This window comes from Pedobacter ghigonis, assembly GCF_903166585.1.
Lineage (GTDB): Bacteria > Bacteroidota > Bacteroidia > Sphingobacteriales > Sphingobacteriaceae > Pedobacter > Pedobacter ghigonis.
The window spans coordinates 57738-82393 of sequence record NZ_CAESCM010000013.1 but is presented as its reverse complement, the minus strand read 5'-3'; the positions used below and the strand labels follow the sequence as shown (position 1 = coordinate 82393).

The following is a 24656-nucleotide window of genomic DNA, read 5'->3' as shown; positions in this document are numbered from 1 at the left end:
CTGGTGGGGATGAACACAGATAATAATCATCTGTGTTTATCCGTGTAGATCTGTGGTTAAAAAAACCTAGGCAAACCACATTGAATCTGTATCTTTGCGCAAAAAAGATTTGTGAGCACCGAAAATCCAAAGTTTAAAGATTTCAATTTTGCTGAAGGCGAATTGCTGTTGATTAATAAACCATACAAATGGACCTCATTTGATGTGGTTGGAAAAATCCGTAATTCGTTAAAACCATTAAAGCTAAAAGTTGGCCATGCCGGCACATTAGATCCCCTTGCAACAGGTTTACTGATTATTTGTACCGGTAAATTAACCAAGCAAATTGATACCTTTCAGGCCGAAGAAAAAGAATATACCGGCACCATGATACTGGGTGCCACTACCCCATCCTTCGACATGGAAACTGAGGTAGATGAAACCTTCGATATCAGCCAGATTACCAACGAAGAAATTTACACCGCCTGCAAGCCATTTATTGGCGATATTGAGCAGTATCCGCCTGCACACTCTGCGGTAAAAGTAAATGGCGAACGTTTATACGTTAAAGCCAGGCTGGGCGAAGAAGTAGAGCTGCGCAAACGCTTTGTAAGTGTTCCCGAATTCGAGATTACCAGAATAGAACTGCCCGAAATCGATTTCAGGGTGGTATGCAGCAAAGGCACTTACATCCGTTCACTGATATCCGATTTTGGCAAACAACTTAACAACGGTGCCTATCTTTCTAAACTTACCCGTACCCGCAGCGGAAACTTTTTGCTTAAAGATGCGTTTGAGGTATTAGAACTTGTTAATTATATTCGCAGTAAGAAAGAAGAAGCAAAAACCCAGGCGGAGGTATGAACCACATTAAAAACAGGAACACCAGATTTGTAAAAGAAATCTTTTTAATCGTTGCAGGTGTAACTTCGGCATGTTTTGGCTTAAAAAGCTTTTTAATGCCGAGCCATTTTATTGATGGAGGTGTAACCGGTATTTCGCTTTTACTAAGCACCTTAACGGGCTGGAATTTATCTTACCTTATTGCCATCATCAACATTCCATTTGTGATATTAGGTTACCGGCAAATCGGTAAGGGCTTTGCGTTTAAAACCGCCATTGCCATTGCAGCACTTTCACTGGCCTTAATTTTTCTACCCTTCCAACCTATTACCCACGATAAATTGTTAATTGCCTTTTTCGGCGGGTTGTTTTTGGGCGGAGGTATTGGTTTGGCCATGCGCGGCGGTTGCGTAATCGATGGCACCGAGGGTCTGGCGCTTTACATCAGTAAAAACAGTATCCTTACTGTTGGCAATATCATTCTCATTTTAAACATCATCATTTTTGCCTTTGCAGCGTATTTTTTAAACATCGAAACAGCACTTTATGCCATTCTAACCTATTTATCGGCCTCTAGTACTATCGATTTTATTGTAAACGGCATAGAACAATATACCGGCGTTACCATCATCTCCGAGCATCAGGAAGATATTAAAAACTTCATTATTAACGAGATGAAACGCGGTGTTACCATTTATAAAGGTGAGGGTGGCTATGGCGAAAAGAAAGATATAGATATTATTTTTACCGTAGTAACCAAGCTCGAAATGAGCAAATTACAAACTGCTATCAGGCAGATAGATGCCGATGCTTTTGTGATACAACAACAAATTGCTGATTTAAAAGGCGGGGTAGTAAAAAGGCACGCGCTGCATTAAGCTTTTGGTCGCAAATTTGCGTTGATTTAGTTTTGCTGTAATGGCAATGATTTTAATTTAATTACATTGAAAATATACCATAACCTATCCGAGTTTTCGAAATTAGATAATGCTATTGTAACCATCGGCACTTTTGATGGCGTACATTTCGGGCACCAGAAAATCATTAAACAACTGGTTGAAAAGGCAAAAGCCGATAACGGTGAAAGTGTAATCCTTACTTTTTTCCCGCACCCGCGAATGATCATCGATCCTGAAAACCAGGAGTTAAAAATGATCAATACCATTAATGAGAAAGCCGATATTTTGAAAAAACTTGGTGTTGATCATTTGATTATTACTCCTTTTACCCGCGATTTTTCTAATCAGCTGCCCGAAGATTATATTAAAAACACTTTGGTTGATAATATTGGTACCAAACACATTATCATTGGTTACGATCACCGCTTTGGCAAAGACCGTTCGGGCAATTTAAGTGATTTAAAAGCCGCCGGACTGCATTATGGCTTTACGGTTGAAGAAATTATGGAGCAGGATATTCACGATGTGGCCGTAAGTTCGACCAAAATACGTCAGGCGCTTTTAGCAGGCGATGTAAGTTTGGCCAGCGATTATCTCGGCTATCCCTTTTCTATTTTCGGCAGGGTAATTAAAGGCGATAAAATTGGACGTACCATCGGTTTCCCAACAGCAAATATCTTTGTAGAAGAAACCTATAAACTCATTCCCGGCGACGGCATTTACGCGGTTACAGTTGAGATGAGCCCTGAATTTAAAGAAGAAGGTTCAAAACCGGCAAATGAGCTTCAGACTCCAGACTCCGGACTCCGGACTTACCGCGGTATGGCTTATATCGGACAACGACCTACCATAAACGGCATGACCAGAAACATTGAGGTTAACATTTTTGATTTTAACCAGGAAATTTATGGTCAGGACATTAAAATGAACTTCCTAAAATTCTTACGCCACGACGTCAAATTTACGGGATTAGAGGCCTTAACCATTCAGCTACAAAAAGACAAGGAGGCTACATTGGCTTTTTTCGAAACGACAGATTAAAAGCATAAAATCACGTTTTTTCTTTCAAAAAAGCCTCATTTTCGTTATATTAGCGGCAATGAGGCTTTTTTATATCATTTTCTTCTGCGCCATTTCTATTCCTTTTGCGGTACGCGCATCGCAGAAAAAACAAAATGATGCTTTACCGAAAAACCATAAAGTAAGTTTCATAACCAGCGAAAAAGCTAAGAAAATTACAAGCGATTTTAAACCCGACAACGATAGCCTGCAAAAAGATTTGCTCAATAACCCTATCGTTAAAATATCTTCATCGGCTTTTTTGCTGCTTAGTTTTTTAGTGTTTCTTTTTGTTAAGTACAACACAGCCTGTATCAAAGCTGTAATCAAAAGATTAAATTATAATTATTGGTGCCTTTTTAAAATGCTGTACCCAAAACATGTTTTTTGGTAAGTAATTTCATTTTTTTAACTGCAGCAATGCGGTACAATTAAAATGCCGGGCTTAGCCCCGAACATAATTATTTAATACATTACTCATTTTTATAGATGCATTTACCAGATTTAATTGCCGATTTAGGGTTAATTCTTGCTGCCGCAGGGATAACCACACTTATATTTAAAAAGATTAAACAGCCCCTTGTTTTGGGCTATATACTGGCTGGCCTTTTGGTTGGCTCTCACCTTGATTTTTTCCCTTCTGTTACCGATACCAAAAGCATTAACATCTGGGGCGAAATCGGGGTAATTTTCCTGCTTTTCAGTTTAGGTTTAGAGTTCAGTTTTAAAAAACTTGTTAAAGTTGGCGGTTCAGCTTCCATTACAGCTATTGTAAAAGTACTGTTTATCATTTTGGCCGGTTACTTTGTAGGTAAAGCCATGCGCTGGTCTGATATGGACAGCTTGTTCCTGGGGGGAATTTTATCAATCTCCTCAACCATGATTACCATCAAGGCTTTTGAAGAGCTTGGCCTGAAACATAAAAAATTTGCCGGACTGGTTTTCGGAGTCTTAATTGTTGAAGATTTAGTGGCCATTTTACTGCTTGTACTGTTCTCTACGCTGGCCGTAAGCCAGCAGTCGGCGGGGACCGAAATGCTCTACTCTATCTTAAAACTAGCCTTCTTCCTGGTTTTATGGTTCTTGGGTGGTATATTTTTGGTCCCGTCGTTTTTAAAGGCTACCCGAAAGTTAATGAACGATGAAACCATGCTCGTGGTTTCACTTGCTTTGTGTTTGGTAATGGTACTACTGGCCGATAAGGTTGGCTTCTCTCCTGCTTTAGGCGCATTTATCATGGGCTCTATTTTAGCAGAAACTACTCAGGCCGAAAGGATCGAACACCTTACCAAATCGGTGAAAGATCTGTTTGCTGCTGTATTTTTTGTTTCTGTTGGTATGCTTATAGATCCCGCAATGCTGGTAAAATACTGGGTACCTATTTTGTTCGCTACACTGGTAATTGTTATCGGTAAAATTATCTTCACCATTTTAGGTGCTTTATTGTCTGGCCAGCCTTTAAAAACATCGGTACAGTCGGGTATGAGTTTGGCTCAAATTGGTGAGTTTTCGTTTATCATCGCATCTTTAGGCTTAACACTTAAAGTTACCAGCGATTTCCTCTATCCAATAGCAGTAGCTGCCGCGGCCATTACCACTTTTACCACCCCATACCTAATTAAGCTATCAGAGCCATTCTACGAATTTTTAAAGCGTGTTTTACCTCAAAAATGGCAGGATGGAATTGAACGTTACAGTTCTAGTACCGAGGGCATCACCACTTTAAGCGACTGGAAAGTTTTATTGCGATCGTATATTTTCAATACCATTATCCACTCGGTTATTATCATTGCCATTATATTTCTGGCTTACCGTTACGTGCAGCCATTTATTGTGCGCAATATTGCCGACAGTTTAACTTCCATTATCATCAGCATAATTGCTTCATTTATACTCATGTCGCCATTTTTGTGGGCACTATCAATCAGAAGGATTCAAAAAACAGCTTATTCACACTTATGGCTGAATAAAAAATACACCCGCGGACCGCTCATTGCCATTGAGTTTTTCAGGATTGCATTGGGAATATTTTTCGTTGGTTTTTTAATGTACGAATTCTTCGATACCTGGATTGCAGCTGTTATCGCCCTGGGACTGATTATTTTAGGTATGGTTATTTTCTCCAGAAAACTGCAATCGTTTTACGATAAACTGGAAAGACGTTTCATTTTAAACTTAAATGCAAGGGAAAACCGGAAACCCGATATTTTGCCATGGGATACCCACTTAACTGAACTGACGGTTTCGGCTGAATCGGAAGTGGTAGGCAAAACCCTTACCGAATTAATGATCAGGGAAAAATATGGGGTAAACATTGCACTGATTGAGCGTGGCAGAAACAACATCCCAACGCCTGGCCGCGATGAAAGGCTTTACCCTAACGATAAATTGCTGCTAATCGGAGCCGACGACCAGCTGGCGGCTGTAAAAGCGATTTTAGAAGTAGACACCCCTGAAAATATAGAGGAAAACAATTTCCCGAATAAGGAAATGACCCTTCAAAAAGTAGTGGTACATGCCGAATCGCCGGTTCATGGTCTGAGTATCAGAAATGCCGGAATCCGCGAAAAGGCACAGGCCCTGATTGTCGGTATCGAACGCGGTGCCAACCGAATCCTAAATCCCTCGTCAGATTTTGTTTTCGATACGGGTGATGTAATCTGGATTGTAGGAAATAATAAGAAGATTAAAGAGGTTATTTAGCTATAACCGTCATTGCGAGAAGGCTTTTTCAGCGAACGAAGCAATCCTAATGCGATCGCTGTTAGCTGCTATTGTTGTAAGATTGCTTCGTAACTCGCAATGACGATCAAATTTTATATCTTCGTGTAGAACCCAACCTATGAAAGTCGACAGAGAAAAGAGTGAATTTCTGGATGATATGATTGAGCAATGGCAAAGTGATGGCTTGATTACCGAAGAAACAGGCGATAAGCTGCGTAAAAGTTATGAAGCCAAAAACTTCGACTGGTTACGTTTGGCGCAATATGCATTTTGGGTAGCGCTGGCCTGTGGGTTTATTGCCCTGGGCTCTTTACTGATTGATAATGCTATTTTAAATTACCTGAAAAGGGTTTACAATACGCCCAACATTGTAATCGCCATTGTTTCGGGTGGTTTGGCCGGATGGTTATACATTTTAGGTTTCAGGCGTAAAACGAAATTACCCCACCTAAAATTCAGCAATGAAGCCATAGTGTTTTCGGCCATTTTATTAACAGCAAACGCCATTGCCTATTTTGGTAAAGCGCTGGATAACGGATCGGGTAATTTTTCTATTCTTATCCTCATTTCAGTTTTTATCTATGGCGCATTGGGTTATATTTTTAATTCAAGGCTGATCTGGATTTTTGCCTTAATCTCATTAGGGGCCTGGTTTGGCACCGAAACCGGCTATCTCAGCCGTTGGAATTATTATTTCCTGGGTATGAATTATCCTTTGCGTTTTGTTGTTTTTGGAGCCGTTTTAACTGCTGTATCTTTTATCATGAAAGCGGTACCTAAAACCCGGCATTTTTTTCAGGCAACCTACATTGCCGGAATGGTATATCTTTTTGTATCGCTATGGGCGCTGTCGGTATTTGGTAACTTTGCCAGCCTGGATGAATGGTACAAGGTAAGGCAACTGAGCTTGTTTTACTGGGCATTAATATCTGCCGCAATTTGTGTAGCCAGTACCCTGTTTGGTTTAAAATACCGCGATGATATTGCCCGCGAATTTGGCATTACCTTTTTGTTTATTAACCTCTATACACGCTACTTTGAGTACTTTTGGGATAGCTGGCACAAAGCACTATTCTTTTCTGTTCTGGCAGCTTCATTCTGGCTTATTGGACGAAAAGCCGAAAAGATATGGAACGTAGAGTTTTTGAAATAAAATGTTTTCGCTTTAAAATCTATGAAAATATACCAACAGGCACTAACACTCAGAGAAAGGAGAAGAGGTTTCCACATCATTACCGATGAAGTTGAAAATGCCCTACCCCAGCTTAATGAGATCAATATCGGTATCTGCCAGGTTTTTATTCAGCATACTTCAGCATCGCTTAGTATCAACGAAAATGCCGACCCAACCGTCAGGCTCGATTTTGAAATGTTCTTTAATAAAACAGTAAAAGAAAATGATCCTGATTATGAACACGATTACGAAGGATCGGATGATATGCCCGCGCATTTAAAAGCTGCACTTTTAGGAAGCTCAGTAACAATCCCTATTCGCAATGGCCGGTTAGCATTAGGCACCTGGCAAGGTATTTACCTATGCGAGCACCGAAATTATGGCGGGCAAAGAAAGCTGATTGTTACCGCCTGGGGCACTTAACTCTGCCTTAAGCTTTTTTTACTTCTTCTTTAATTTCCGGGTGGTTATCCTGAATGGAATTATTTCCGGTTTCTACTTCGATTTCTTTTGTGGTAACGGCATAATGTGAAGGGTAAATTTCCGACCCGAAAGCTACGGCATAGGCCTTGGTAAATTCGGCACCAAAATACAGGATAATAGAAGAATAATAAGTCCACAGCAATACCACTACCAGCGACCCAGTTGCACCATAAGTACTGCCAACATTGCTTTGACCAATGTAAAGGGAAATGGCAAACTTACCGATCATAAACAAAACGGCGGTTACGATTGCTCCTGCTGCAACATCTTTCCATTTAATGATGGCATCGGGTAAAACTTTAAATATTACACCGAATATCAATGAAATCACAGCAAGCGTAACAATCTGGTTCAGAATATAAAAAACGACTATCGATACATCTTCAAACCTGGCCTGTAATCCTTTGCTAAAAGCATCAAGTACCGAAGTAATAGCCAGCGATACCAACAATACAAAACCCAGGCTAATAATTACCGAGAACGATAAAAAGCGGTTTTGCAACATTTTTACCCAGCCTCTTTTAGGTTTGGGCTTAAGTCCCCAAATGGTATTAATCGAATCCTGAATATCGCCAAAAACTGTTGTTGCACCAATTAAAAGCGTAATGATACCAATAATTAACGCTATGGTACTTTTTCCATCCAGATAAGCATTTTTAATTAACTGCTGCAAGGAAACAGCAGACTCGCGACCTAAAAAACTTTCGAGCTGGGCATACACCTGCCCTTCGGCAATTTCGCGACCTAAAAATATGCCGCAAAGCGAAATAATTACGACTAACAGTGGTGCCATCGAAAATACGGTGTAATAAGCCAGAGAGCCACTTAGCTTGGTCACCTTATGATCGGTAAAGCCTGTAAATGATGCCTTTAAAACACACCATATTGCCTTAAATGTAATTTTATTCTTCGCCATAAGCAGTTTAAAGATGATACGTTAATATTTAAACCGCTGTTTTTTCGAATTGTTTGGTATTTATATTTCGGATTAAACCACAAAGCCCCGGTTTAAACCAGGGCTTTGTCATCAATTCGCTTGATATAAGTTACTTCGCTTTAATCCATTGAACAATATCGTTCACTAAAGTTTCTGATACACTTACCGCCGCCTGGTATTGCGCCATAGTTCCTTTTTCGGTTTGGGAACTTAACAGGTGATTTAAATCCGGGTAGAATTTCAACACCACATTTTTCTTCTTAGCTAATGCTGTGCTCCAAAGATCGAAATCGGTTTTACCCACCTGAAAATCATTTCCACCTTGTAAAACATAAATTTTAGGTTTGCTTAGGCTCTTCGCAACCGTAACCTGGTTGTACGAATTTAAGTCGGCCCAATACTTTGCAGGTAGGCCCAAAATAATAGAATCGGGCTTTATGGTTGTTCCCAATTGCGTTATCCTGCTCTTGTCAATCTCGACCATGGCTTCGGCAAGCTGCTTTTTAAATGCCGCAGTGGTATCGTTTGCCAGGTTAAACATATAACTATTCTGATCTACAATCACATCGGTTAGCTTCCTGGCAGGTGCCGCAGCCAAAATAATTCCAGCTAAATCAGGTGTAAGTGTTGCCATTTTAGGTGCCAGCATACCACCCAAACTATGGCCGAATACATAAACGTTTTTCGGATCGGCACCAGTAACCGTTTTAGCCACAGCGATAGCTGCACTGGCATCATCCAATACTTCTTCTTTTACGGTATAGGGTGTTGCAAACTCGTTTGGATAAATTAAAGTCCGCTTTACATAACGGATAGAAGCAACACCTTTTGAAGCCAAACCACCAGCTAAATCTTTAAATGGTTTGTTGGCACCAACGGTTTCATCCATATCGCCCGGCCCTGAGCCATGTATAAAAACAACAACCGGAAAGTTTTTGGCATTTTTTGGCGTGGTTACAATTGCCGCCAGTTGCTTGCCGGCAGGGCCAATATATACCGATTTTTCGCTATACAAGCTAGTATCTACATAACTTGGTTTTAAATAAGTAGCGATTTTTTTTGAAGGTGCGAGAAATATCCCCACTATCTTTTGCTGCTTATTAAAACCCAGGATAAAATTCTGATCGCCATTGGCAAATTTACCTTCAACAGTAACCGAGAAAAATTCGCCCTGTGTTTTACTCTGAATGGCATCAAAAGATTCGGCTTTACCAAATTTGGCACCGATATCGCCCCAAAGCTTTTTTAAATTTTCTTCGGGGAGCTTAGTTTTTAGCGTGTCGTTAAAAAAGGTATGTGCCTCGGTAAACTTCTCTTCCTGTAAAAGTTTAAAAAAATCGTTGGCACTGTTAAATAACTGAATTACATTTTGAGAAAATGCAGTGGTAGTAAATAGTAAGGCAATTATAAATAGGATGCTTTTCTTCATGCTTGGTTTGTTTGTTTGAGTTGCAATGTACCAAAGTTAATAATATTTGGTATGCCAAAGCTGGTAAACAAACGACATATTTAGTTTTAACTATTTTTAACATTTGCCTGCATCCTCTTCCACAAAATGTAGGGAATAAACAGGATGGCGAGTGCTACCAATGGCGGGATTAGAAGTGCGGCACCATCGCCAACGAAAGCACGTGAAGCAAAAGCGCCTATAAAATTAATGGCAAAGCCGGCAAAAGCCCATTCTTTAATGGCAACGAACTTTTGCTGTACAATAGCCAAAGTACCCAATATCTTGGCAATGCCTACTATAATGAGCAGGTACATGGGGTAACCCAGGTGTTTCAGCACTTCTTTACCTGCTTCCTGTTGCGTTACTCCGCCAAAACCATCCATCAGCATCATTAGGGCAAAAATAATTGTGGCTACCCAGTACCATGTCTTTAATTTTTTCATTTTATTGGTTGTTATCGTAATTAATTAGCCAGTTGTTACCGTAGCGATCGGTTAAATCGCCAAAAATAGCTCCCCAAAATGTCTCCTGTAAAGGATGTACTGCTTTGCCTCCAGTTGAAAGTTTATGGTAAAACAGTTGGGCCTCCTCTTCCGAACTGCAATTGAGCATCATCGAAATGGCATTTCCTTTAATTAAGCCCACCTCTTCTACCATATCAGTGGCCATAATTACGAAGTCATCTTTAGCCAATACCGCATGCAAAATGCTTTTCTCTAAATAATGGGGTATTTTAGCAGCTATGGGCGATTCGCCGATGGTTTGCAGGGTTAATTCGCCCCCCAGGCAATCCTGATAGAAAATCATCGCCTCGCGACAATTGCCGTTGAAGGTTAAATAGGAGTTAATATGTGCCACGTGATTTTATTTTTGGATGCCCACCATACAGCGTACATCGGTTTCATTTAAATACATTTCCAAACAATAACCATTGGGGTCGATATTGGCTTCGTTCAGCAACTTTTCGAAAGTTTTTCCAATCTGCGAAACGTCTTTCATAAAATCCGGGATCAGCTCACTGATGTAGGCACCCTTTTTTATGGTAAAATTTTCCAGGTCTGGGTTTCGCTCCGCTTCTTCCGCCAGTGATGTAACAGCAGCCTTATAGATAATCTTTCGGCTTTCATCGGGCCTGCTTATCCCAAAATACATGCGCTGTTTATTTGGTGGAAACAGTACGTGTAATTGTTGATGTGCAGCCAAAACACCATCCGGAAAAGAACTTGCGGTTATACAAAGCACTTTAATATCTTCTTCAATAATATAGGTTTCCATAAACTTAAGAGTTAACAGTACAAACATACGGGCAGAAACCGACAGCCTAAACCTGTAGAAACGACAATTGCAGGGGTTGTTTCCGACAATACACCTTGTTATATTTGTAATGGCTCCCCACCGCGGGAGATTCACCTAACCAATAAAAACAAGAATAGACAGATGAAACATGTATCTATTTTAATTCCCGAAACTGCCGTAATTGAAGCCATTGCCGATCCGCGCTACTTATTTACTGCGGTTAACGAATTTTTACAGGCATCGGGCAAGCTGCCTTTGTTTAAGGTAGAGCTTGTGGCCATGACCAAAGAAGTACGCTTAAACAACAGCCTTTTTTCGGTACATGCAGATAAGCTCTTGCACGAAGTTGAAAATACTGACCTTATTTTTGTTCCGGCCATTAGCGGTAATGTGGATTACGCCATGGATGTAAACCGGGATTTGCTGCCCTGGATCACCAAACACCATGCAAAAGGTGCCGAAGTAGCTTCGTTGTGTCTGGGTGCCTTTTTGCTTGCTGCAACAGGTTTGTTAAATGGCCGGAAGTGTTCTACCCATTGGTTGTTTGCTAACCAGTTTAAAGAAATGTTTCCTGATGTGGAGCTCGTAGATGGCAGTATCATTACCGATGCACAGGGCTTATACTCTAGTGGTGGTGCAAATTCTTACTGGAACCTGCTTTTGTACCTGGTTGAAAAATATACCGACCGTGATACTGCTATTTTAGCGGCCAAATACTTTGCTATTGATATAGACCGCGAAAGTCAGCTGGCTTTTATGATGTTTCAGGGGCAGAAAGGGCACGAAGATGCTAAGATTAAAAAAGCACAGGAATTTATTGACGGAAATTACCAGGATAAAATCACTGTCGATCAACTGGCGGATATGCTGGCCCTGGGGAGAAGAAGTTTTGAGCGGCGCTTTAAGAGTGCGACCAAAAACACAGTAATCGAATATATCCAGCGGGTTAAAATTGAAGCCGCAAAGCGAAGTTTCGAATCGAGCCGTAAAAATATCACCGAAGTGATGTTCGATGTTGGCTATACCGACACCAAATCGTTCAGGGATGTTTTTAAAAAAATAACGGGTTTAACACCAATCGAGTACCGGAACAAATACCATAAAGCGGCACCGGTTTTACAGGTTTGATAAAAAAATCAAGCTCAACACAATATCTTGCGTTTACAGCGTTTATGTATATGAGAGCGTTAATTTAGATGACGGGGATACTGCCTGAAGGTGGAATCCCCGTTTCTTTTTTATAACCGCCTTCCTTCAGCCTTTGTCATCCTGAACGTAGTCGCAGCATCTTTTGAAGAGATCTCTCCCCGCCTGTACGGGCAGGCATTCCATCCGATAGCTATCGGATCGAAATGACGGCTAACGTTAATTACTACGTACAGAAAAAATAAAAAAAATTAAGCTTAACACAATATATTCTATTAATAGCGTTTATGTATGTGAGAGCGTTAATTTAGATGACGGGGATGCTGCCTTAGGGTGGAATCCCCGTTTCTTTTTGGTGTTTGTCAAGCTGAGGAATAATTTATTGCATAAAAATCAATATTAGTGACGTAAATGATTGATTTTTTGTCCTGCGCTCAGTCTTGCTTCGGCTCACCGCCGCCGAAGGGCTCCTTCTTTTTGGCGTCAAAAAGAACCAAAAAACGCTGGCTGAAAATTTTTCTTTGTAAGTCAGTAAGTTGGCTTGGCCTGTGGAGCCCGAAAAATTTATTAGGCCGGAATTAAGTAGAACGGTGAGCTAGTGCTTCGGCTTAACTGGATGGAAATACATAGAGCTAATAAATAGCTTATTATTAACGAATTACAAAGCAACCTTAATAGTAGCGTAGTTGAAGGATATACCCACAGATTTCTCAGTTCCGCTTCACATCATCCGATAGCTATCGGATCGAAATGACGATCCTCATGTACAAAAGATATTTTACTTCAGTTACGCTAAATAAAAAAAGGGACACCTGTTAAAAAAATGTCCCTTTTTAAGATATATGATGGAGTTACGATTTTTATTCTGCTTTATCAGTAAAATCAACTGGTTTCTTATCAAAATACTGATCGAAGTTTTGCACTTTTTTAGGTTTTAAGATCACATACAAACCTAATCCGATCAATACCAGTGCTGTACTTATTCTCGACACGTCGAAATCGAAAACAGTTATAGATTTAAGGGTAAATAAACCACCAATGATGGTTAAAGCCAACCAGCCGCTACCGGTAAAATCTTTACGATAGCCCAACCACAAACCAATACCTAACATGATGGTATGCCATTTTAAGATCCAGTGTGGAATATCTATTCCCGAGTTTCTAAGTAAGCATACCGAACCGATTACTAAGATTAAAATGCCTAAACCAAATTGTTTATCAGCGTGATTTTTTTTGATGAAAGTTTCCATGACCTTTTGTTTTTATACTTCAAATGTAGCAAGGAAACGCAGGCCGGGGAATGGCTTTTCCTCGAGTTAAGCAGTTTTATCGGTGAGTGAAATAAAAGCGTCGGTAAAAATTTCTGGATTATTTTTGGAAAAGGGATTTTACCGGTGAATGAAGCAGTTTTCAGTGACCAGTTAGCAGATAATCAAGAAGCAATAGTCAATGACTAGTTACCTTATAGACAACCAGACCAATAACCAATTAGGCTATAAACCATCAACTATTGACCAGTGAACAATTGAGCCAATCGTTAGTTTGTAAAACGATACTTGAAAAGACTTTAGTTTAATTGTGATATATACTTTTGAGATAAAAGCTCCATCTGCTGCCCTAACTTTGTTGACCAATCAGGCAGAACCTAAAGTTCATATTAAGGACAGCAGATTATTGAGTTATAGCCAGAGAGTATTTAGGGCCGAACCCATTATCACGATTTTAGCCACTCAATTCGGAGCATAAAACAAGTGTATTATGCAAGTATATGGAATTGATTTATCAAAGGAGAAGTTCGATGTGAACTTTGTAAATGAAAAAGGACTAGAAAAGAACAAGACAGTGAAAAACAATCTACATTCGATATCGGCTTTTTTGTCCGATCTTCCTGCTGAAGTAGTGCTGTGTACAGAACATACAGGGAGCTATGGCGATTTATTGGTTTACCTGAGTAATCAATGTGGTGTGCGCATTTCCCTTGTTTCAGGTTACAGTGTTAAACATAGTTTGGGGCTTATTAAAGGGAAATCCGATCCAAAAGATGCCAGGCGTTTACGGGAATATGGAGAACGTTTTTTCGATAAATTGTCTTTTAGAGAATATCACAGTGAGGAGATTTCAGAACTTCGACAACTGAGTTCGCTACGGGCCCAGCTGGTCAAAGCACGGAAAGAGTTGCGTACAGGAGCACATGCGAGAGAAGTTATGCCCATGCAGAGCCTTGCGGCTAAACACAGTTTAGCATCGACATTAAACTTTTTAGATACAGAGATCCTTGAAGTGGAAAAGGAAATAGAGTTGCTCATAAAAACGAGTGAAGAATTAGCCGAAAGCTATGAGCTGGTAGTTAGTGTGAAAGGTGTTGGACCTGTTATTGCAACCGATATGATTATTAAAACAGGTAATTTTATGATAATTGATACAGCGAGAAAGGCTGCATCTTATGCAGGAGTTTGCCCATTCCCAAACAGTTCGGGCAAAATGGTTTCGAAATCAAGAACCGTTCCCTTTGCTGATAAAGAACTTAAATCATTATTATACATGGGTGCAAAATCGGCAGTTAAACACAATAAGGAGTACAAGTTATATTATCAGAAAAAAGCACAAGAAGGAAAACCTCACTATCTTATTATGAATAATGTGGCTAATAAAATGCTCAGAACTATATACAGCGTGTTAAAAAATAAAACACCATATAGTCCTGAACATATATGCCTTGATCCTAGAGAATTTAAAACAAACCGCTCCGAAAAAAAAGTAGCCTAAAACTTGTTTTTTATTAGAGTATATGAACTAACGATCTACCTATTCAAACACGATAATCTCCATCCCTTCGCTCATAATTACTTTTGAAGTGATATTAATAAATAAGCCATGGGCCAGGATGCCGTTAATCTGATTGAGATCTGAAGCCAGCTTTGCAGGGTCATCAATCTGGCCAAAATCAGCATCAATAATCAGGTTTCCGTTATCGGTAATGAAGTTTTTATTCTCTTTTAGCCTAAGTATGCCTTTACTACCTAATGACTCAATCTGATCGAAAACATACTGGTACGCCAGCGGAATAACTTCTATAGGCACTGTAAAAGCACCCAGTTTTTTAACTTTTTTCGAAGCATCGGCAATTACGATGGCATTTTTACTTAATGAGGCTATAATTTTCTCTCTGAAAAGTGCACCGCCACCACCTTTAATCAGATCGAGCGATTCGGTAAATTCGTCTGCCCCATCAATACTGATATCAATCTTACTTAAGCTGCCCAGATCAAGAATTTCGATACCGAAAGATTTGGCCAGTTTTTCTGTGGCAACAGAACTTGCTGCTGCAGTAATGTTTAAACCTTCCCGCACCCGCTCGCCCAATGCTTTAATGGCAAAGGTAGTGGTAGAACCTGTACCTAACCCCACAACATCGCCATCTTTTACATATTTTACAGCGGCAAGTGCTGCAGCCTGTTTTTCGGCATCTTGTTGGTTCTGACCGTTCTTTTCCATATAGTAAAAATAGGAGTTAAATGATAAACATCACAAAAACAAAAAATAATTTACTGTTCAGGCAATAAATCGTAAATACAGCGTTTATGTATATGAGAGCGTTAATTTAGATGATGGGGATTCTGCAATTGTGGAATCCTCATTTCTTTTTTAAAGGGTATTCTGCTATCATATGCGGGAGACCCTGAAATAAATCCGATAGCTATCGGATCAGGGTGACAAAAAAAACGGCTGATGTTTCCACCAACCGTCTTATTACTAATTTAAGCTATTTTTTATTTTAAAGAATTAATCCAGCTGGCAATTTTTAAAGCTTCGGCTTTGGTTACCTGAGGCATTGGAGGCATCTCAGTTGAATAACCCGGCCAGTTTTGTGGCTGTGGATTGTGGATCAACTGAAATATCTTCTCAGGTGAATATTTACGTTTTGCAATTTCTGCAAACGGCGGACCAATTTGTCTTTTGGTTTGGTTATGGCAAGCCAGACAAGTATTTTTAGTTAATAAACCTTCTACTTCTTTAAAAGTTGGTGCTTTTGCCGTAGCTGCAGTTGTTGCAGGCGTTTTGGTTTCAGCGGCTTTTTTTGCTGGTACCGTTTTTTTAGCTGGTGCAGGTGCTGCCGGTGCTGCTGCTGAGTTTTTAGTGCTCACTTCGCTCATGGCAAGTTTAGTTCCATCAGGGATCTGGTTTAAAGTATAATAAGCTACCGGATGAACCAGCGAATAGAAACCATCCTGCGAACGGATACCATCTAAAGTTAAAGTGTGGATATAATGTTGACGCAGGTTTTGAACAATAAACCTTGCTTTCAATCCATCAGCCGATACTTTAACACCCGAAATTTTTAATTTCTCGGTATTTACCGGTGGCGAACCATAAACCGGGTGGTATTTATAAATAAAGCTTTCAGCATCGTAAGAAGCTAAATCTTCGGCCGATTTACGATCTACCGGCATAGTAAATTCAACTTCAAAACCATCAGGCATTGCCCTTACGGCTTTCATTTCGAAAGGTGTTTTATTGTTGTAAACCAATCTTTCCAAGCCTTCGTTTGCATCACCTGCTGATCCCCATCCACGGTTGGTTTCTCCAACAAATAACGAACCATCAGTTCCCCACTCTAATCTTAACACACCTGAACGGAAACCTTTACGGAACAAGAAGGCAGCGCCTTGCTCTTCACCTTTTACGGTTTCCATAAAAATCCTCGAAATGATACTCATACCCTGATCGCCAACTAAAATCTGACCTGCAAAAGGACCAAATGTATTTTCAGGAATTTTAACAGGCTCTGCAGAAGAGATACCCAAAATACCGTAAGGCAACCAAACCGATGGTAAACGCAACTCAGGAAATACTTTCTTCATATCGAACAAAGTTTTGAAGGTTTCATTTACCCTGTTTTCTGGCTTAATATATCTTCCCTGCTCATTTTTAATTCTACGCTCATCTATTTGCGAGTAAAAGAAATCAGATTGTAGTTTAACCGGAGAGTTCGGCAGGTTGGTCCACCTTAAACTTGCAGGGTGGCCCATAAAATCGCCTTTGTTTACTTTCCATAAACCACCTGAGCCAACCCAGTCGCCCTGGTTTTCGGTATAATAAAATTTACCATCAATTTCGCCAATACCTGCAGGCGAACGGAAACCCGCTGCATAAGGGCTCATTTTACCATCTTCGGTAATGTTCATCGCCCAACCACGCATAGGTACGCGGCTTTCTGCACGCCACCATTCTTCATCGCCAAAGGCAACGTTTGCGGTGACCATAAAAGTACCATCAGGCATTAATTTAGGTCCGAAGCTATATTCGTGGTAGTGACCGCTTAAAGGCCATGCATATACGGTTTCGTACACATCGGCTTTACCATCCTGATCTTTATCAACCAGTTTGGTTAACTCGCCACGTTGCGCCACGTAAATCGCACCATTTTTATAGGCGATACCCAAAATTTCGTGCAAGCCATAGGCAAATCTGCGCCAGTAAGGTTTGGTTGTTGTTGGGTTTTCTACCACAAATACTTCTCCCCTACGGGTAGAAAGGGCTAAATCGCCATTTGGTAAGGTAATTAAACCACCAACCTCTAAAATAGGTCCTTCGGGTACGCGTACTTTATTTATTTTGAAAAAATCTTCTTCTTTCGGTGTTTCCTGTGCAAAAACTGTAGTAAAGCTAAAACTTAATGCCAGTATTGCTAATTTCTTAAATGTATTTCTCATTACTATCACAATTAAAACAAAATGGTATAATTCAACTTACTTCCAATGGCTACAACCATTTCTTTCTTGCCATCTACATCTCTGATTACTGGTTTGGCAGTGCCATCAGCCAGCTGGATGTAATAAGATTTGTCATCAACCAGGTATAAACCTTTCGATACTTCTTCGATATTGGAAGCAGTAGCTAAAAGGAAATACAAATCTTTTGAAGCATTGTCAACAGTAATTTCTCTTGTTAAGCCTTGTCCGTTTTCCATCACTTTTACCGCATCGGCAACAGTGGTACCATAAATATTGTATTTAAATGTTGGTCTTTCTTGTTGATCCAATACATATCCTCTTGTGCGGAAACCTGTACCTGCAGTATCTGCAACCCATTTATCCTGTGCATTTGCCAGTTTTGAAATGGCTAAAACAGGTTTTTTGGTAAAGCGGGTAACACTACCCAATGCACGTGAAGTACCGTTACCGCGACCATCCCACATTGGGGTTGCGTCGATAAAATCGCCGTGCCAGCCTTGTAATAAGGTTCCGTTATCCAAATCGTAGCTATAAGCTGTTTTTTCTGGTCCGCCTACTGAAATAGCATGTACCGAACGTACGCCTGGTAACACATCTACAAAACTTCTGATCATATTGTTGCTTGCTGCTTCGATATAAATCGGATCTGCACCGCCCCTTTGGTCTGACTTAGGAATTTCAGATAGCGCAGTGATTACGATGTTTTTAAAAGCCACGCTACCATGATCGCCTTGTAAACGCAATGGCCCGGTAGCTTTTTCAGCACCTGCAGCACCACGGGTTGCACCAAACAATTCTACATTTTCGTGAATGGTTACACCGTTAAGCACTACACTAATTACTTTCGCATTTTCGGTTTTCTTTCCAGATGCATCGAATTTTGGTGCCTGGAAAACAATTCTAATGTGCTGCCATAAACCAGGTGCCTTACTTGCATTCTGACGCGGAGCTACGCCTCCAAAACCTTTGTCGGCTTCTGGCTTGCTGTCATCCCAACGTTGGTAAATACCACCATTGTTTGATGAGGTTGCGTTTCTCAATCCCCAGGCATCATCAATCTGGATTTCGTAATTACCCTGAAGATAAATACCAGAGTTTGCACCTTTGGAAGTTAAATAATCAAGTTCTACTGCTACATTACCATATTCGTTTACGGTAAACAAATCAGATCCGGCTTTTTTAGCTGTTGACTGATTAACCAGAATTCCTTCGCCCTTGGTCGCTTTCAAAATATTTTCACCGTTTAAATCGGCTACAACATTTTCGGCTAGTGACCATGAATTTCCAGGGTTCCGGAAAGCAGAGAGATCTTTTAGTTCGATGCGCTGGCCGTATGCCAGCAAGGTTCCACAAAGCCAGAGCATGGCTGTGAAACTCGTCTTTGAGACGTTTCTTATCATATATTTGGTTTCATTTGTGCCAGCCTTATCAGGGCCTGGCTGTGTCTTAAAATTTCCATTGAGCAGGTGTTTACTACTCAATGGAAAGGTAAAATTAATTATTTTTCAGTTGATAATGAATAAGGGAAATCGGCTGGATTTGAACCACGTGTTTTGTTTGGTGTAGCTGTCATGTTAAAGTTTAACACGGCACCTTGCTGCACACCACTGTGGCTGATCCAGTTTTTTGAATATGGTTTACCATTGATCTGCAATGACTGCACGTAACGGTTGTTATCGCTGTTTGCAGGCGCGTTAATGACTAACTGTTTGCCGTTTTCTAACGTAACGGTTACCTTTTTAAACAAAGGCGCACCCAAAACATACTGATCTACAGCAGGCGTTACCGGATAGAAACCCATTGCCGAAAACACATACCAGGCAGAAGTTTGTCCGTTATCTTCGTCACCGCAATATCCATCAGGTGTTGCTTTGTACATTCTGTTCATGGTTTCGCGCACCCAGTATTGTGTTTTATAAGGAGCACCACCATAGTTGTACAGGTAAATCATGTGCTGGATAGGTTGGTTTCCGTGTGCGTACTGCCCCATATTGGCAATTTGCATTTCGCGGATTTCGTGAATTACGCCACCATAAGCACTTTCGTCAAACACTGGAGGCATAGAGAAAACTGAATCCAGTTTGGTTACAAATTTCTGGTGACCGCCCATTAATTTTGCTAAACCATCGATATCCTGGAAAACAGACCAGGTATAGTGCCAGCTGTTACCTTCGGTAAATGCACCACCCCATTTAAACGGGCTAAACGGGCTTTGGAAAGTTCCATCCTGGTTTTTACCACGCATTAAGCCTGAAGCCGGATCGAAAAGGTTTTTGTAGTTCATGGCTCTTTTCTTGTAAATATCGATCTCTGATGCCGGTTTACCCAGTGCTCTTCCCAGCTGGTAAATGGTGAAATCATCGTACGAATATTCTAAAGTTTTAGCCGCATTTTCGTTCTTTTTAACATCAAAAGGCACATAACCCAATTCGTTATAATATTTAACGCCATCGCGACCAACAGCTTCCATAGGGCCTTCGTTGTTGGCTCCATGTTTTACTGCCTGCCATAAGGTTTCGATATCGTAACCACGCATACCTTTGATATAAGCATCAGAAACTACAGAAGCAGAGTTGTTACCTACCATGATATTGGCATAACCCGGGCTGCTCCATTCAGGCAACCAACCACCTTCTTTATAGTCGTTAATTAAACCTTGCTGCATTTCCTTGTTAATAGAAGGATAAACGAGGTTTAGGAAAGGATATAGTGCCCTGAATGTATCCCAGAAACCAGTTCCGGCAAACATATACCCAGGTAATACTTGTCCGTTATACGGGCTCCAGTGTACAATCTGGTTCTGTGCATCAATTTCGTACAATTTGTTCGGGAAGAACAAGGTGCGGTACATGGCCGAGTAAAAAGTACGCGTTTGATCGATGGTACCACCCTCAACAGCAATTTTACTCAAAGTTTTGTTCCAGGTAGCACGACCTTTTGCTTTTGTTGCTTCGAAAGCATCGTTAGCCAGCTCTCTTTTTAAGTTTAAATCGGCTTGCTCGAAACTAATAAATGAAGAAGCTACTTTTGCAATTACCTGCTCGCCTTTTTGAGTGGCAAAACCGATAACAGCACCTGCATGATCAACGGTAAGCTCTAAATCTTTATCGTTTAGTTTTTTATCATCCCAGGTTTTGGCTAGTTTGAAATCTTTATTAAAATAGATTACAAAGTAGTTTTTGAAATTTTTAGGCAAGGGGCCACGGGCATACTTTGAAGTATAACCGATAATTTTCCTTTCTGCCGGAATAATTTTAATGTAAGAACCTTTGTTCTGTGCATCAATTACCACAAAAGAACTATCGGTTTTAGGGAAAGTAAACCTGAACTGTGCCGCTCTTTCTGTTGGTGTAATTTCGGTGGTTACATCGGCATCTGCCAAATAAACACTATAGTAATAAGGCTTAGAAACCTCTGCTTTATGGCTGAACCAGCTTGCGCGGTCATCGTCAGTAAATTTTAGTTTACCGGTAACGGGCATTAAAGAAAAAGCGCCGTAATCATTCATCCATGGCGATGGCTGGTGGGTTTGTTTAAAACCGCGGATTTTATCGGCATCGTAGGTATAGGCCCATCCATCACCGCTTTTACCGGTTTGTGGGGTCCACATGTTCATCCCCCATGGCAAACCAATTGCAGGGTAGGTATTTCCGTTTGATAATGCCGGTTTGGATGCTGTTCCCATCAGGGGATTTATCCAATCAACCGGATCTGTAACCTTACCTATGGTTTGTGCGAAGCTGGTTGTTGCCGCAAAACCCAATAAGGCAATAAATAGTCGTTTCATTTGTTTTGTCCGTGTTTTATATGCGTGTAATTATTATTTAAACTTGCGAATTTTTAACGTAATCAGCCCAAAGCGCATCTAAATCTTTTCCGGTTAATTTCGTCCAGATTTCTTTGGTATAGGTATGGTCTCTTAATGAGGCATCAACCGCTTTAATGGTACCCGGCTTAACGCTTTTCTCCATCCAGGCAAAAAATGCTGCCGTAATGCGGTAGCTGTTTTTATAGCTGTGCTCTGGTTTTAAAGCTGGCAGTGCCCATTTGGCACCCGCATTATCCACACCGAATTTATAACGGGCATAATCGGCAATACCTTCGGTTAACCAACCCGGCCCAACACTACGGCCATAATCCTGTACAATGTGCATTACTTCGTGGGTAACCACATCAATATCTTCGGGGTGTTTCACCATCCAAAGCGAACTGAAAGTTACTTTGCCATCGGCTGTTGCTGCAACGCCCTTGTAAGCCGTATCGACAAAAAATTTCACTTCTTTGATGGTTGAAGGGTTATACTCTTTTGCCAGTTTTGGATAAACTTCGAAAAATGTTTTAATTAAACGCTTTTTTAACTGAGGATCCAGTTCTGCAAAATTACTTTCGAAGGATAAGGTGTAGCCGCCCTTTTTAGTGGTTTCCTGTGCTTTTAGCTGTGCAGAAAGTGCCGAAATCAGCATTGCACAAATCGAAATGGTAAATATTTTTTTCATTTATCTGAGATTTATAGCTTTGGTTAGCACGTTTGGTTCTGCAAAATAAATATAATATGTAAAACGTTTTACTAAATGATCAAAAATTTTACTTTATAAACGATTATTTTACTCGCCGCCCCTAACCTGGCGTTATTATTTACTGCTATAGGTTAGTGTTACTTTTTGCGGTTCCTTACCGTAATCTTCCCAAAGCTGATCGACAGTTTTGCCGGTTAAAGCTGCCCACGATTGCTCTGTGTATTGGTGTGCCCTCAACTGCTGATCTAAGGTGGCAATTAATCCTGGTTTTACATTTTGTTCTAACCATGCGAAAAAACGTGCGGTAATGCGATAGCTGTTTTTGTAGCTCTGTTTATCGGTGTATGCCGGCAAGCTCCATTTAGAACCTACATTATCTACACCGTATTTATAGCGCACATAATCAGCAATGCCCTCGGTTAACCAAACCGGACCTGCACTGTAGCCATAGCCTTGTACAATGTGCATGGTTTCGTGTGTTACCACATCGATATCAGTAGGATGCGCTTTCATATAACCGGCACTGAAAAGAATCCGGTTTCCGCTGGCTTCTGCAACGGCCTTATATGCCGTATCCACTACAAAAAGTACATCGTTGGTAGATTTGTTGTTAAAAGTTTTAACCAGCGTAGGATAAATTTCGAAATAGGTTTTAATCAGGTTTTTTCTAACCTCCGGATCTAAATTGGGGTCTTTACTGATGAAGGTTAAGGTATAGCCTTTGTGTTTTTCCTTGCTATAGGAAACCCAGTTTTTTGAAAGCGCGGTAAACAACTCTTTTTCAATTTTCTTTTGCGATTTATTTTTAACCCATTCGCTGTTTACCTTTATTTCTCCAGCCCTGGCTTTAATTGTTGGGGTTTCGTCGGTTACAAAATCAAGCACTACATTTCTTTTTGTACGGTATCCGTCTGCCTGAGCAAAACCTGGATAAACCTGAAAAAAAGCAGCCTTTAATCTGGCATCTACATCGGCATTGGTAACACTGTCGGCATCGTTAATGGTAATTTTATATTCTCTTTGCCCACGGTTTTGAGCAAAAGCACCGGCACCTAAAAGCGAGGCTAAGGCAAGGATTAAAAATTTCTTTTTCATTTGGTTGGTTTGGGTGTATGATAAATATGAACGTCGGGCTTAAAAATTAAATAGCCGGGTAAAAAACATCGCTGGTATGGGTAGCGATGCATCAAAAAACGGCACATTATTTTCAAAAATAAACCTAAAAAATATAGCTTTAAAACAAAACTAAAACGTTTAAGTAAGCAATAATAAGCATATTACTACGTAAGCAAAAATTAATTCAGGCTTTTTGAGACAGAAATTTTCATTAAACGCACAGCCAAATGCCACAGCGGCAATTAGAAATAAAAATATTACAGAAAAATTTTCGTGCCGGCAGGATAAAAAAGAGGCTGTTTCATCAATAACAAACTAGGTTTGATGAAACAGCCTCTGCAGAAAGGAGATAAAAACCAGCCTTAGGTAAGGCTTAAATCGCAACAACTTGCTGCACCGATAAGGGCTGCATGCTCTTTAAGTTCAGATATTTTTATTTCCGTTTCAATGCCATTACCTTTTAGTGTGGCAATCAGTTCGGGGGCAAAAGCATTAAACGATTGCGCAATATTACCACCAATAATTACGGTATCAATTTTATGTTCCTTTATAATCGGAATTAAAAACTGAGCCAGGTTATTACCAAATTCCATAAAAACCATGGTTGCATGGTGATCGGTTTCTACAATCTCAACAAGCTCTTTAACACCGGCTACTACTTTTCCGCTAAGCTGGTTAAAACGTTTTACGAACCAGCGCGTAGATAAATAATCTTCGGCAATTCCGTCTAAAAATTCGGAGTTCCAAAGGTCAGCATCGAAAGCTTTGTAGTTGAGGCACAGCGATGAACCCAACCCTGTACCAAGCGTTAAGCCCAACACACTTGCATTTCCTTTGGCTGCGCCTGCAAAAACCTCGCCTTGCAAAAAGCCTGCAGCATCGTTTATAAAATGAATATGATCAGTAGGAATGTCCAGTCTTTTGGAAAGTTCTTCTTTAACATTAATCTGATAAAGCGATTTAAACTTATCCTGTTCTTTAATTAAAGAAATGCCTTCGCTGTAATTAAATGGGCCTGGCATGGCAATACCCACACTGCGAACGCCATTTTTAATGTTCTTAAAAGCCTTATCAATGATATCGCACCAAGCCGATAAAATCACTTCTTTACTCTCCTGTGAATTCACAGGGCTACGCTTGATAGAATCTTTCACCAAAGTTCTTGTTTCTAAATCCACCAATGCGGCCGTAATATGCGAGCCGCCAATATCTACACCTAATGCAACAGGCTTTTCCATTCTATATCTTATATTTCTGTTATTTACTCTTCCTACTTTTTAATAATTTGCAAAAGTAGT

Annotated in this window: 22 protein-coding genes; 9 read left to right on the top strand and 13 right to left on the bottom strand. The window is 40.3% G+C overall.

All coding sequences use genetic code 11. The features are described from left to right. Nucleotides 1-111 precede the first annotated feature (111 nt). From truB to HWV58_RS18000, 7 genes are all read left to right on the top strand, one after another. Nucleotides 112-843: a tRNA pseudouridine(55) synthase TruB gene (truB, locus tag HWV58_RS18030; RefSeq protein WP_175635418.1), complete on the top strand. Its 732-nt coding sequence runs from the start codon at nt 112-114 to the stop codon at nt 841-843. Then, on the top strand, nt 840-1700 hold the full coding sequence (locus HWV58_RS18025) for a YitT family protein (protein WP_175635417.1): 861 nt from the start codon (nt 840-842) through the stop codon (nt 1698-1700). Before truB ends, HWV58_RS18025 begins: the two co-directional genes overlap by 4 nt. A 66-nt stretch (nt 1701-1766) precedes the next feature. Continuing rightward, nucleotides 1767-2762, top strand: coding sequence for a bifunctional riboflavin kinase/FAD synthetase (locus tag HWV58_RS18020; RefSeq protein ID WP_175635416.1), 996 nt, complete (start codon nt 1767-1769; stop codon nt 2760-2762). A gap of 58 nt (nt 2763-2820) precedes the next feature. Continuing rightward, on the top strand, nt 2821-3174 hold the full coding sequence (locus tag HWV58_RS18015; protein WP_175635415.1) for a hypothetical protein: 354 nt from the start codon (nt 2821-2823) through the stop codon (nt 3172-3174). 95 nt (nt 3175-3269) lie between these two features. Further along, on the top strand, nt 3270-5483 hold the full coding sequence (locus HWV58_RS18010) for a cation:proton antiporter domain-containing protein (protein ID WP_175635414.1): 2214 nt from the start codon (nt 3270-3272) through the stop codon (nt 5481-5483). 139 nt (nt 5484-5622) lie between these two features. Next, complete coding sequence (locus tag HWV58_RS18005) at nt 5623-6657, top strand: DUF2157 domain-containing protein (protein ID WP_175635413.1); 1035 nt, start codon at nt 5623-5625, stop codon at nt 6655-6657. A gap of 21 nt (nt 6658-6678) precedes the next feature. Continuing rightward, nucleotides 6679-7101, top strand: a complete 423-nt coding sequence (locus HWV58_RS18000) for a secondary thiamine-phosphate synthase enzyme YjbQ (protein WP_175635412.1) — start codon at nt 6679-6681, stop codon at nt 7099-7101. Nucleotides 7102-7108: 7 nt separating this feature from the next. Here the strand turns inward: HWV58_RS18000 and HWV58_RS17995 are convergent, their stop codons facing one another. The 5 genes from HWV58_RS17995 to HWV58_RS17975 form a co-directional block, all read right to left on the bottom strand. Beyond that, a complete protein-coding gene (locus tag HWV58_RS17995) occupies nt 7109-8077 on the bottom strand; it encodes a YihY/virulence factor BrkB family protein (protein WP_175635411.1) in 969 nt (322 codons plus the stop codon). A gap of 130 nt (nt 8078-8207) precedes the next feature. Beyond that, complete coding sequence (locus HWV58_RS17990; protein WP_175635410.1) at nt 8208-9527, bottom strand: alpha/beta hydrolase; 1320 nt, start codon at nt 9525-9527, stop codon at nt 8208-8210. Nucleotides 9528-9613: 86 nt separating this feature from the next. Continuing rightward, nucleotides 9614-9991 (bottom strand): DoxX family protein, encoded by a 378-nt coding sequence (locus tag HWV58_RS17985; RefSeq protein WP_175635409.1) that lies wholly within the window; start codon nt 9989-9991, stop codon nt 9614-9616. 1 nt (nt 9992) lies between these two features. Further along, the gene (locus tag HWV58_RS17980) at nt 9993-10406 is read right to left on the bottom strand and encodes a VOC family protein (RefSeq protein ID WP_175635408.1); all 414 of its coding nucleotides are present in this window, start codon (nt 10404-10406) and stop codon (nt 9993-9995) included. A gap of 6 nt (nt 10407-10412) precedes the next feature. Continuing rightward, nucleotides 10413-10823, bottom strand: coding sequence for a transcriptional regulator (locus HWV58_RS17975; protein ID WP_175635407.1), 411 nt, complete (start codon nt 10821-10823; stop codon nt 10413-10415). A 162-nt stretch (nt 10824-10985) separates the two neighbouring features. Here HWV58_RS17975 and HWV58_RS17970 point away from each other — a divergent pair, with 162 nt between their 5' ends. Next, nucleotides 10986-11972 carry a GlxA family transcriptional regulator gene (locus HWV58_RS17970; RefSeq protein ID WP_175635406.1) on the top strand — a complete coding sequence of 329 codons (987 nt, stop codon included), beginning with the start codon at nt 10986-10988 and terminating at the stop codon, nt 11970-11972. 878 nt (nt 11973-12850) lie between these two features. On the opposite strand, the gene HWV58_RS17965 is transcribed toward HWV58_RS17970, so the two are convergent. Then, nucleotides 12851-13240, bottom strand: a complete 390-nt coding sequence (locus tag HWV58_RS17965; RefSeq protein ID WP_124557848.1) for a LiaF transmembrane domain-containing protein — start codon at nt 13238-13240, stop codon at nt 12851-12853. Nucleotides 13241-13748: 508 nt separating this feature from the next. Between HWV58_RS17965 and HWV58_RS17960 the strand changes: the two genes are divergently transcribed. After that, the gene (locus HWV58_RS17960) at nt 13749-14756 is read left to right on the top strand and encodes an IS110 family RNA-guided transposase (RefSeq protein ID WP_175635405.1); all 1008 of its coding nucleotides are present in this window, start codon (nt 13749-13751) and stop codon (nt 14754-14756) included. A gap of 39 nt (nt 14757-14795) precedes the next feature. Here HWV58_RS17960 and rpiA read toward each other — a convergent pair whose 3' ends face one another. From rpiA to HWV58_RS17925, 7 genes are all read right to left on the bottom strand, one after another. Further along, entirely contained in the window at nt 14796-15485 is a 690-nt protein-coding gene (gene rpiA, locus HWV58_RS17955) for a ribose-5-phosphate isomerase RpiA (RefSeq protein WP_175635404.1), read from the bottom strand. Between the two features lie 275 nt (nt 15486-15760). After that, nucleotides 15761-17704 carry a c-type cytochrome gene (locus HWV58_RS17950; RefSeq protein ID WP_175635403.1) on the bottom strand — a complete coding sequence of 648 codons (1944 nt, stop codon included), beginning with the start codon at nt 17702-17704 and terminating at the stop codon, nt 15761-15763. A gap of 11 nt (nt 17705-17715) precedes the next feature. After that, nucleotides 17716-19125 (bottom strand): 3-keto-disaccharide hydrolase, encoded by a 1410-nt coding sequence (locus HWV58_RS17945; protein WP_175635402.1) that lies wholly within the window; start codon nt 19123-19125, stop codon nt 17716-17718. A gap of 98 nt (nt 19126-19223) precedes the next feature. Further along, nucleotides 19224-21512 carry a GH92 family glycosyl hydrolase gene (locus tag HWV58_RS17940; RefSeq protein ID WP_175635401.1) on the bottom strand — a complete coding sequence of 763 codons (2289 nt, stop codon included), beginning with the start codon at nt 21510-21512 and terminating at the stop codon, nt 19224-19226. 37 nt (nt 21513-21549) lie between these two features. After that, the gene (locus tag HWV58_RS17935) at nt 21550-22221 is read right to left on the bottom strand and encodes a basic secretory protein-like protein (RefSeq protein ID WP_175635400.1); all 672 of its coding nucleotides are present in this window, start codon (nt 22219-22221) and stop codon (nt 21550-21552) included. Between the two features lie 135 nt (nt 22222-22356). Continuing rightward, nucleotides 22357-23337 carry a basic secretory protein-like protein gene (locus HWV58_RS17930; protein WP_175635399.1) on the bottom strand — a complete coding sequence of 327 codons (981 nt, stop codon included), beginning with the start codon at nt 23335-23337 and terminating at the stop codon, nt 22357-22359. Between the two features lie 383 nt (nt 23338-23720). Further along, a complete protein-coding gene (locus HWV58_RS17925) occupies nt 23721-24596 on the bottom strand; it encodes an ROK family protein (protein WP_175635398.1) in 876 nt (291 codons plus the stop codon). Between the last annotated feature and the right edge of the window lie 60 nt (nt 24597-24656).

Excerpts from the sequence above, each read along its gene's own strand:
- HWV58_RS18015 (WP_175635415.1), top strand. The coding sequence starts at position 2,821 with ATGAGGCTTTTTTATATCATTTTCTTCTGCGCCATTTCTATTCCTTTT.
- HWV58_RS17940 (WP_175635401.1), bottom strand. The coding sequence starts at position 21,512 with ATGAAACGACTATTTATTGCCTTATTGGGTTTTGCGGCAACAACCAGC.
- HWV58_RS18010 (WP_175635414.1), top strand. The coding sequence starts at position 3,270 with ATGCATTTACCAGATTTAATTGCCGATTTAGGGTTAATTCTTGCTGCC.
- HWV58_RS17950 (WP_175635403.1), bottom strand. The coding sequence starts at position 17,704 with ATGAGAAATACATTTAAGAAATTAGCAATACTGGCATTAAGTTTTAGC.
- HWV58_RS17930 (WP_175635399.1), bottom strand. The coding sequence starts at position 23,337 with ATGAAAAAGAAATTTTTAATCCTTGCCTTAGCCTCGCTTTTAGGTGCC.
- HWV58_RS17935 (WP_175635400.1), bottom strand. The coding sequence starts at position 22,221 with ATGAAAAAAATATTTACCATTTCGATTTGTGCAATGCTGATTTCGGCA.
- HWV58_RS17965 (WP_124557848.1), bottom strand. The coding sequence starts at position 13,240 with ATGGAAACTTTCATCAAAAAAAATCACGCTGATAAACAATTTGGTTTA.
- HWV58_RS17960 (WP_175635405.1), top strand. The coding sequence starts at position 13,749 with ATGCAAGTATATGGAATTGATTTATCAAAGGAGAAGTTCGATGTGAAC.
- HWV58_RS17945 (WP_175635402.1), bottom strand. The coding sequence starts at position 19,125 with ATGATAAGAAACGTCTCAAAGACGAGTTTCACAGCCATGCTCTGGCTT.
- rpiA (WP_175635404.1), bottom strand. The coding sequence starts at position 15,485 with ATGGAAAAGAACGGTCAGAACCAACAAGATGCCGAAAAACAGGCTGCA.
- HWV58_RS18025 (WP_175635417.1), top strand. The coding sequence starts at position 840 with ATGAACCACATTAAAAACAGGAACACCAGATTTGTAAAAGAAATCTTT.
- HWV58_RS17925 (WP_175635398.1), bottom strand. The coding sequence starts at position 24,596 with ATGGAAAAGCCTGTTGCATTAGGTGTAGATATTGGCGGCTCGCATATT.
- HWV58_RS17990 (WP_175635410.1), bottom strand. The coding sequence starts at position 9,527 with ATGAAGAAAAGCATCCTATTTATAATTGCCTTACTATTTACTACCACT.
- HWV58_RS18005 (WP_175635413.1), top strand. The coding sequence starts at position 5,623 with ATGAAAGTCGACAGAGAAAAGAGTGAATTTCTGGATGATATGATTGAG.
- HWV58_RS17985 (WP_175635409.1), bottom strand. The coding sequence starts at position 9,991 with ATGAAAAAATTAAAGACATGGTACTGGGTAGCCACAATTATTTTTGCC.
- HWV58_RS17975 (WP_175635407.1), bottom strand. The coding sequence starts at position 10,823 with ATGGAAACCTATATTATTGAAGAAGATATTAAAGTGCTTTGTATAACC.
- HWV58_RS17970 (WP_175635406.1), top strand. The coding sequence starts at position 10,986 with ATGAAACATGTATCTATTTTAATTCCCGAAACTGCCGTAATTGAAGCC.
- HWV58_RS17995 (WP_175635411.1), bottom strand. The coding sequence starts at position 8,077 with ATGGCGAAGAATAAAATTACATTTAAGGCAATATGGTGTGTTTTAAAG.
- HWV58_RS18000 (WP_175635412.1), top strand. The coding sequence starts at position 6,679 with ATGAAAATATACCAACAGGCACTAACACTCAGAGAAAGGAGAAGAGGT.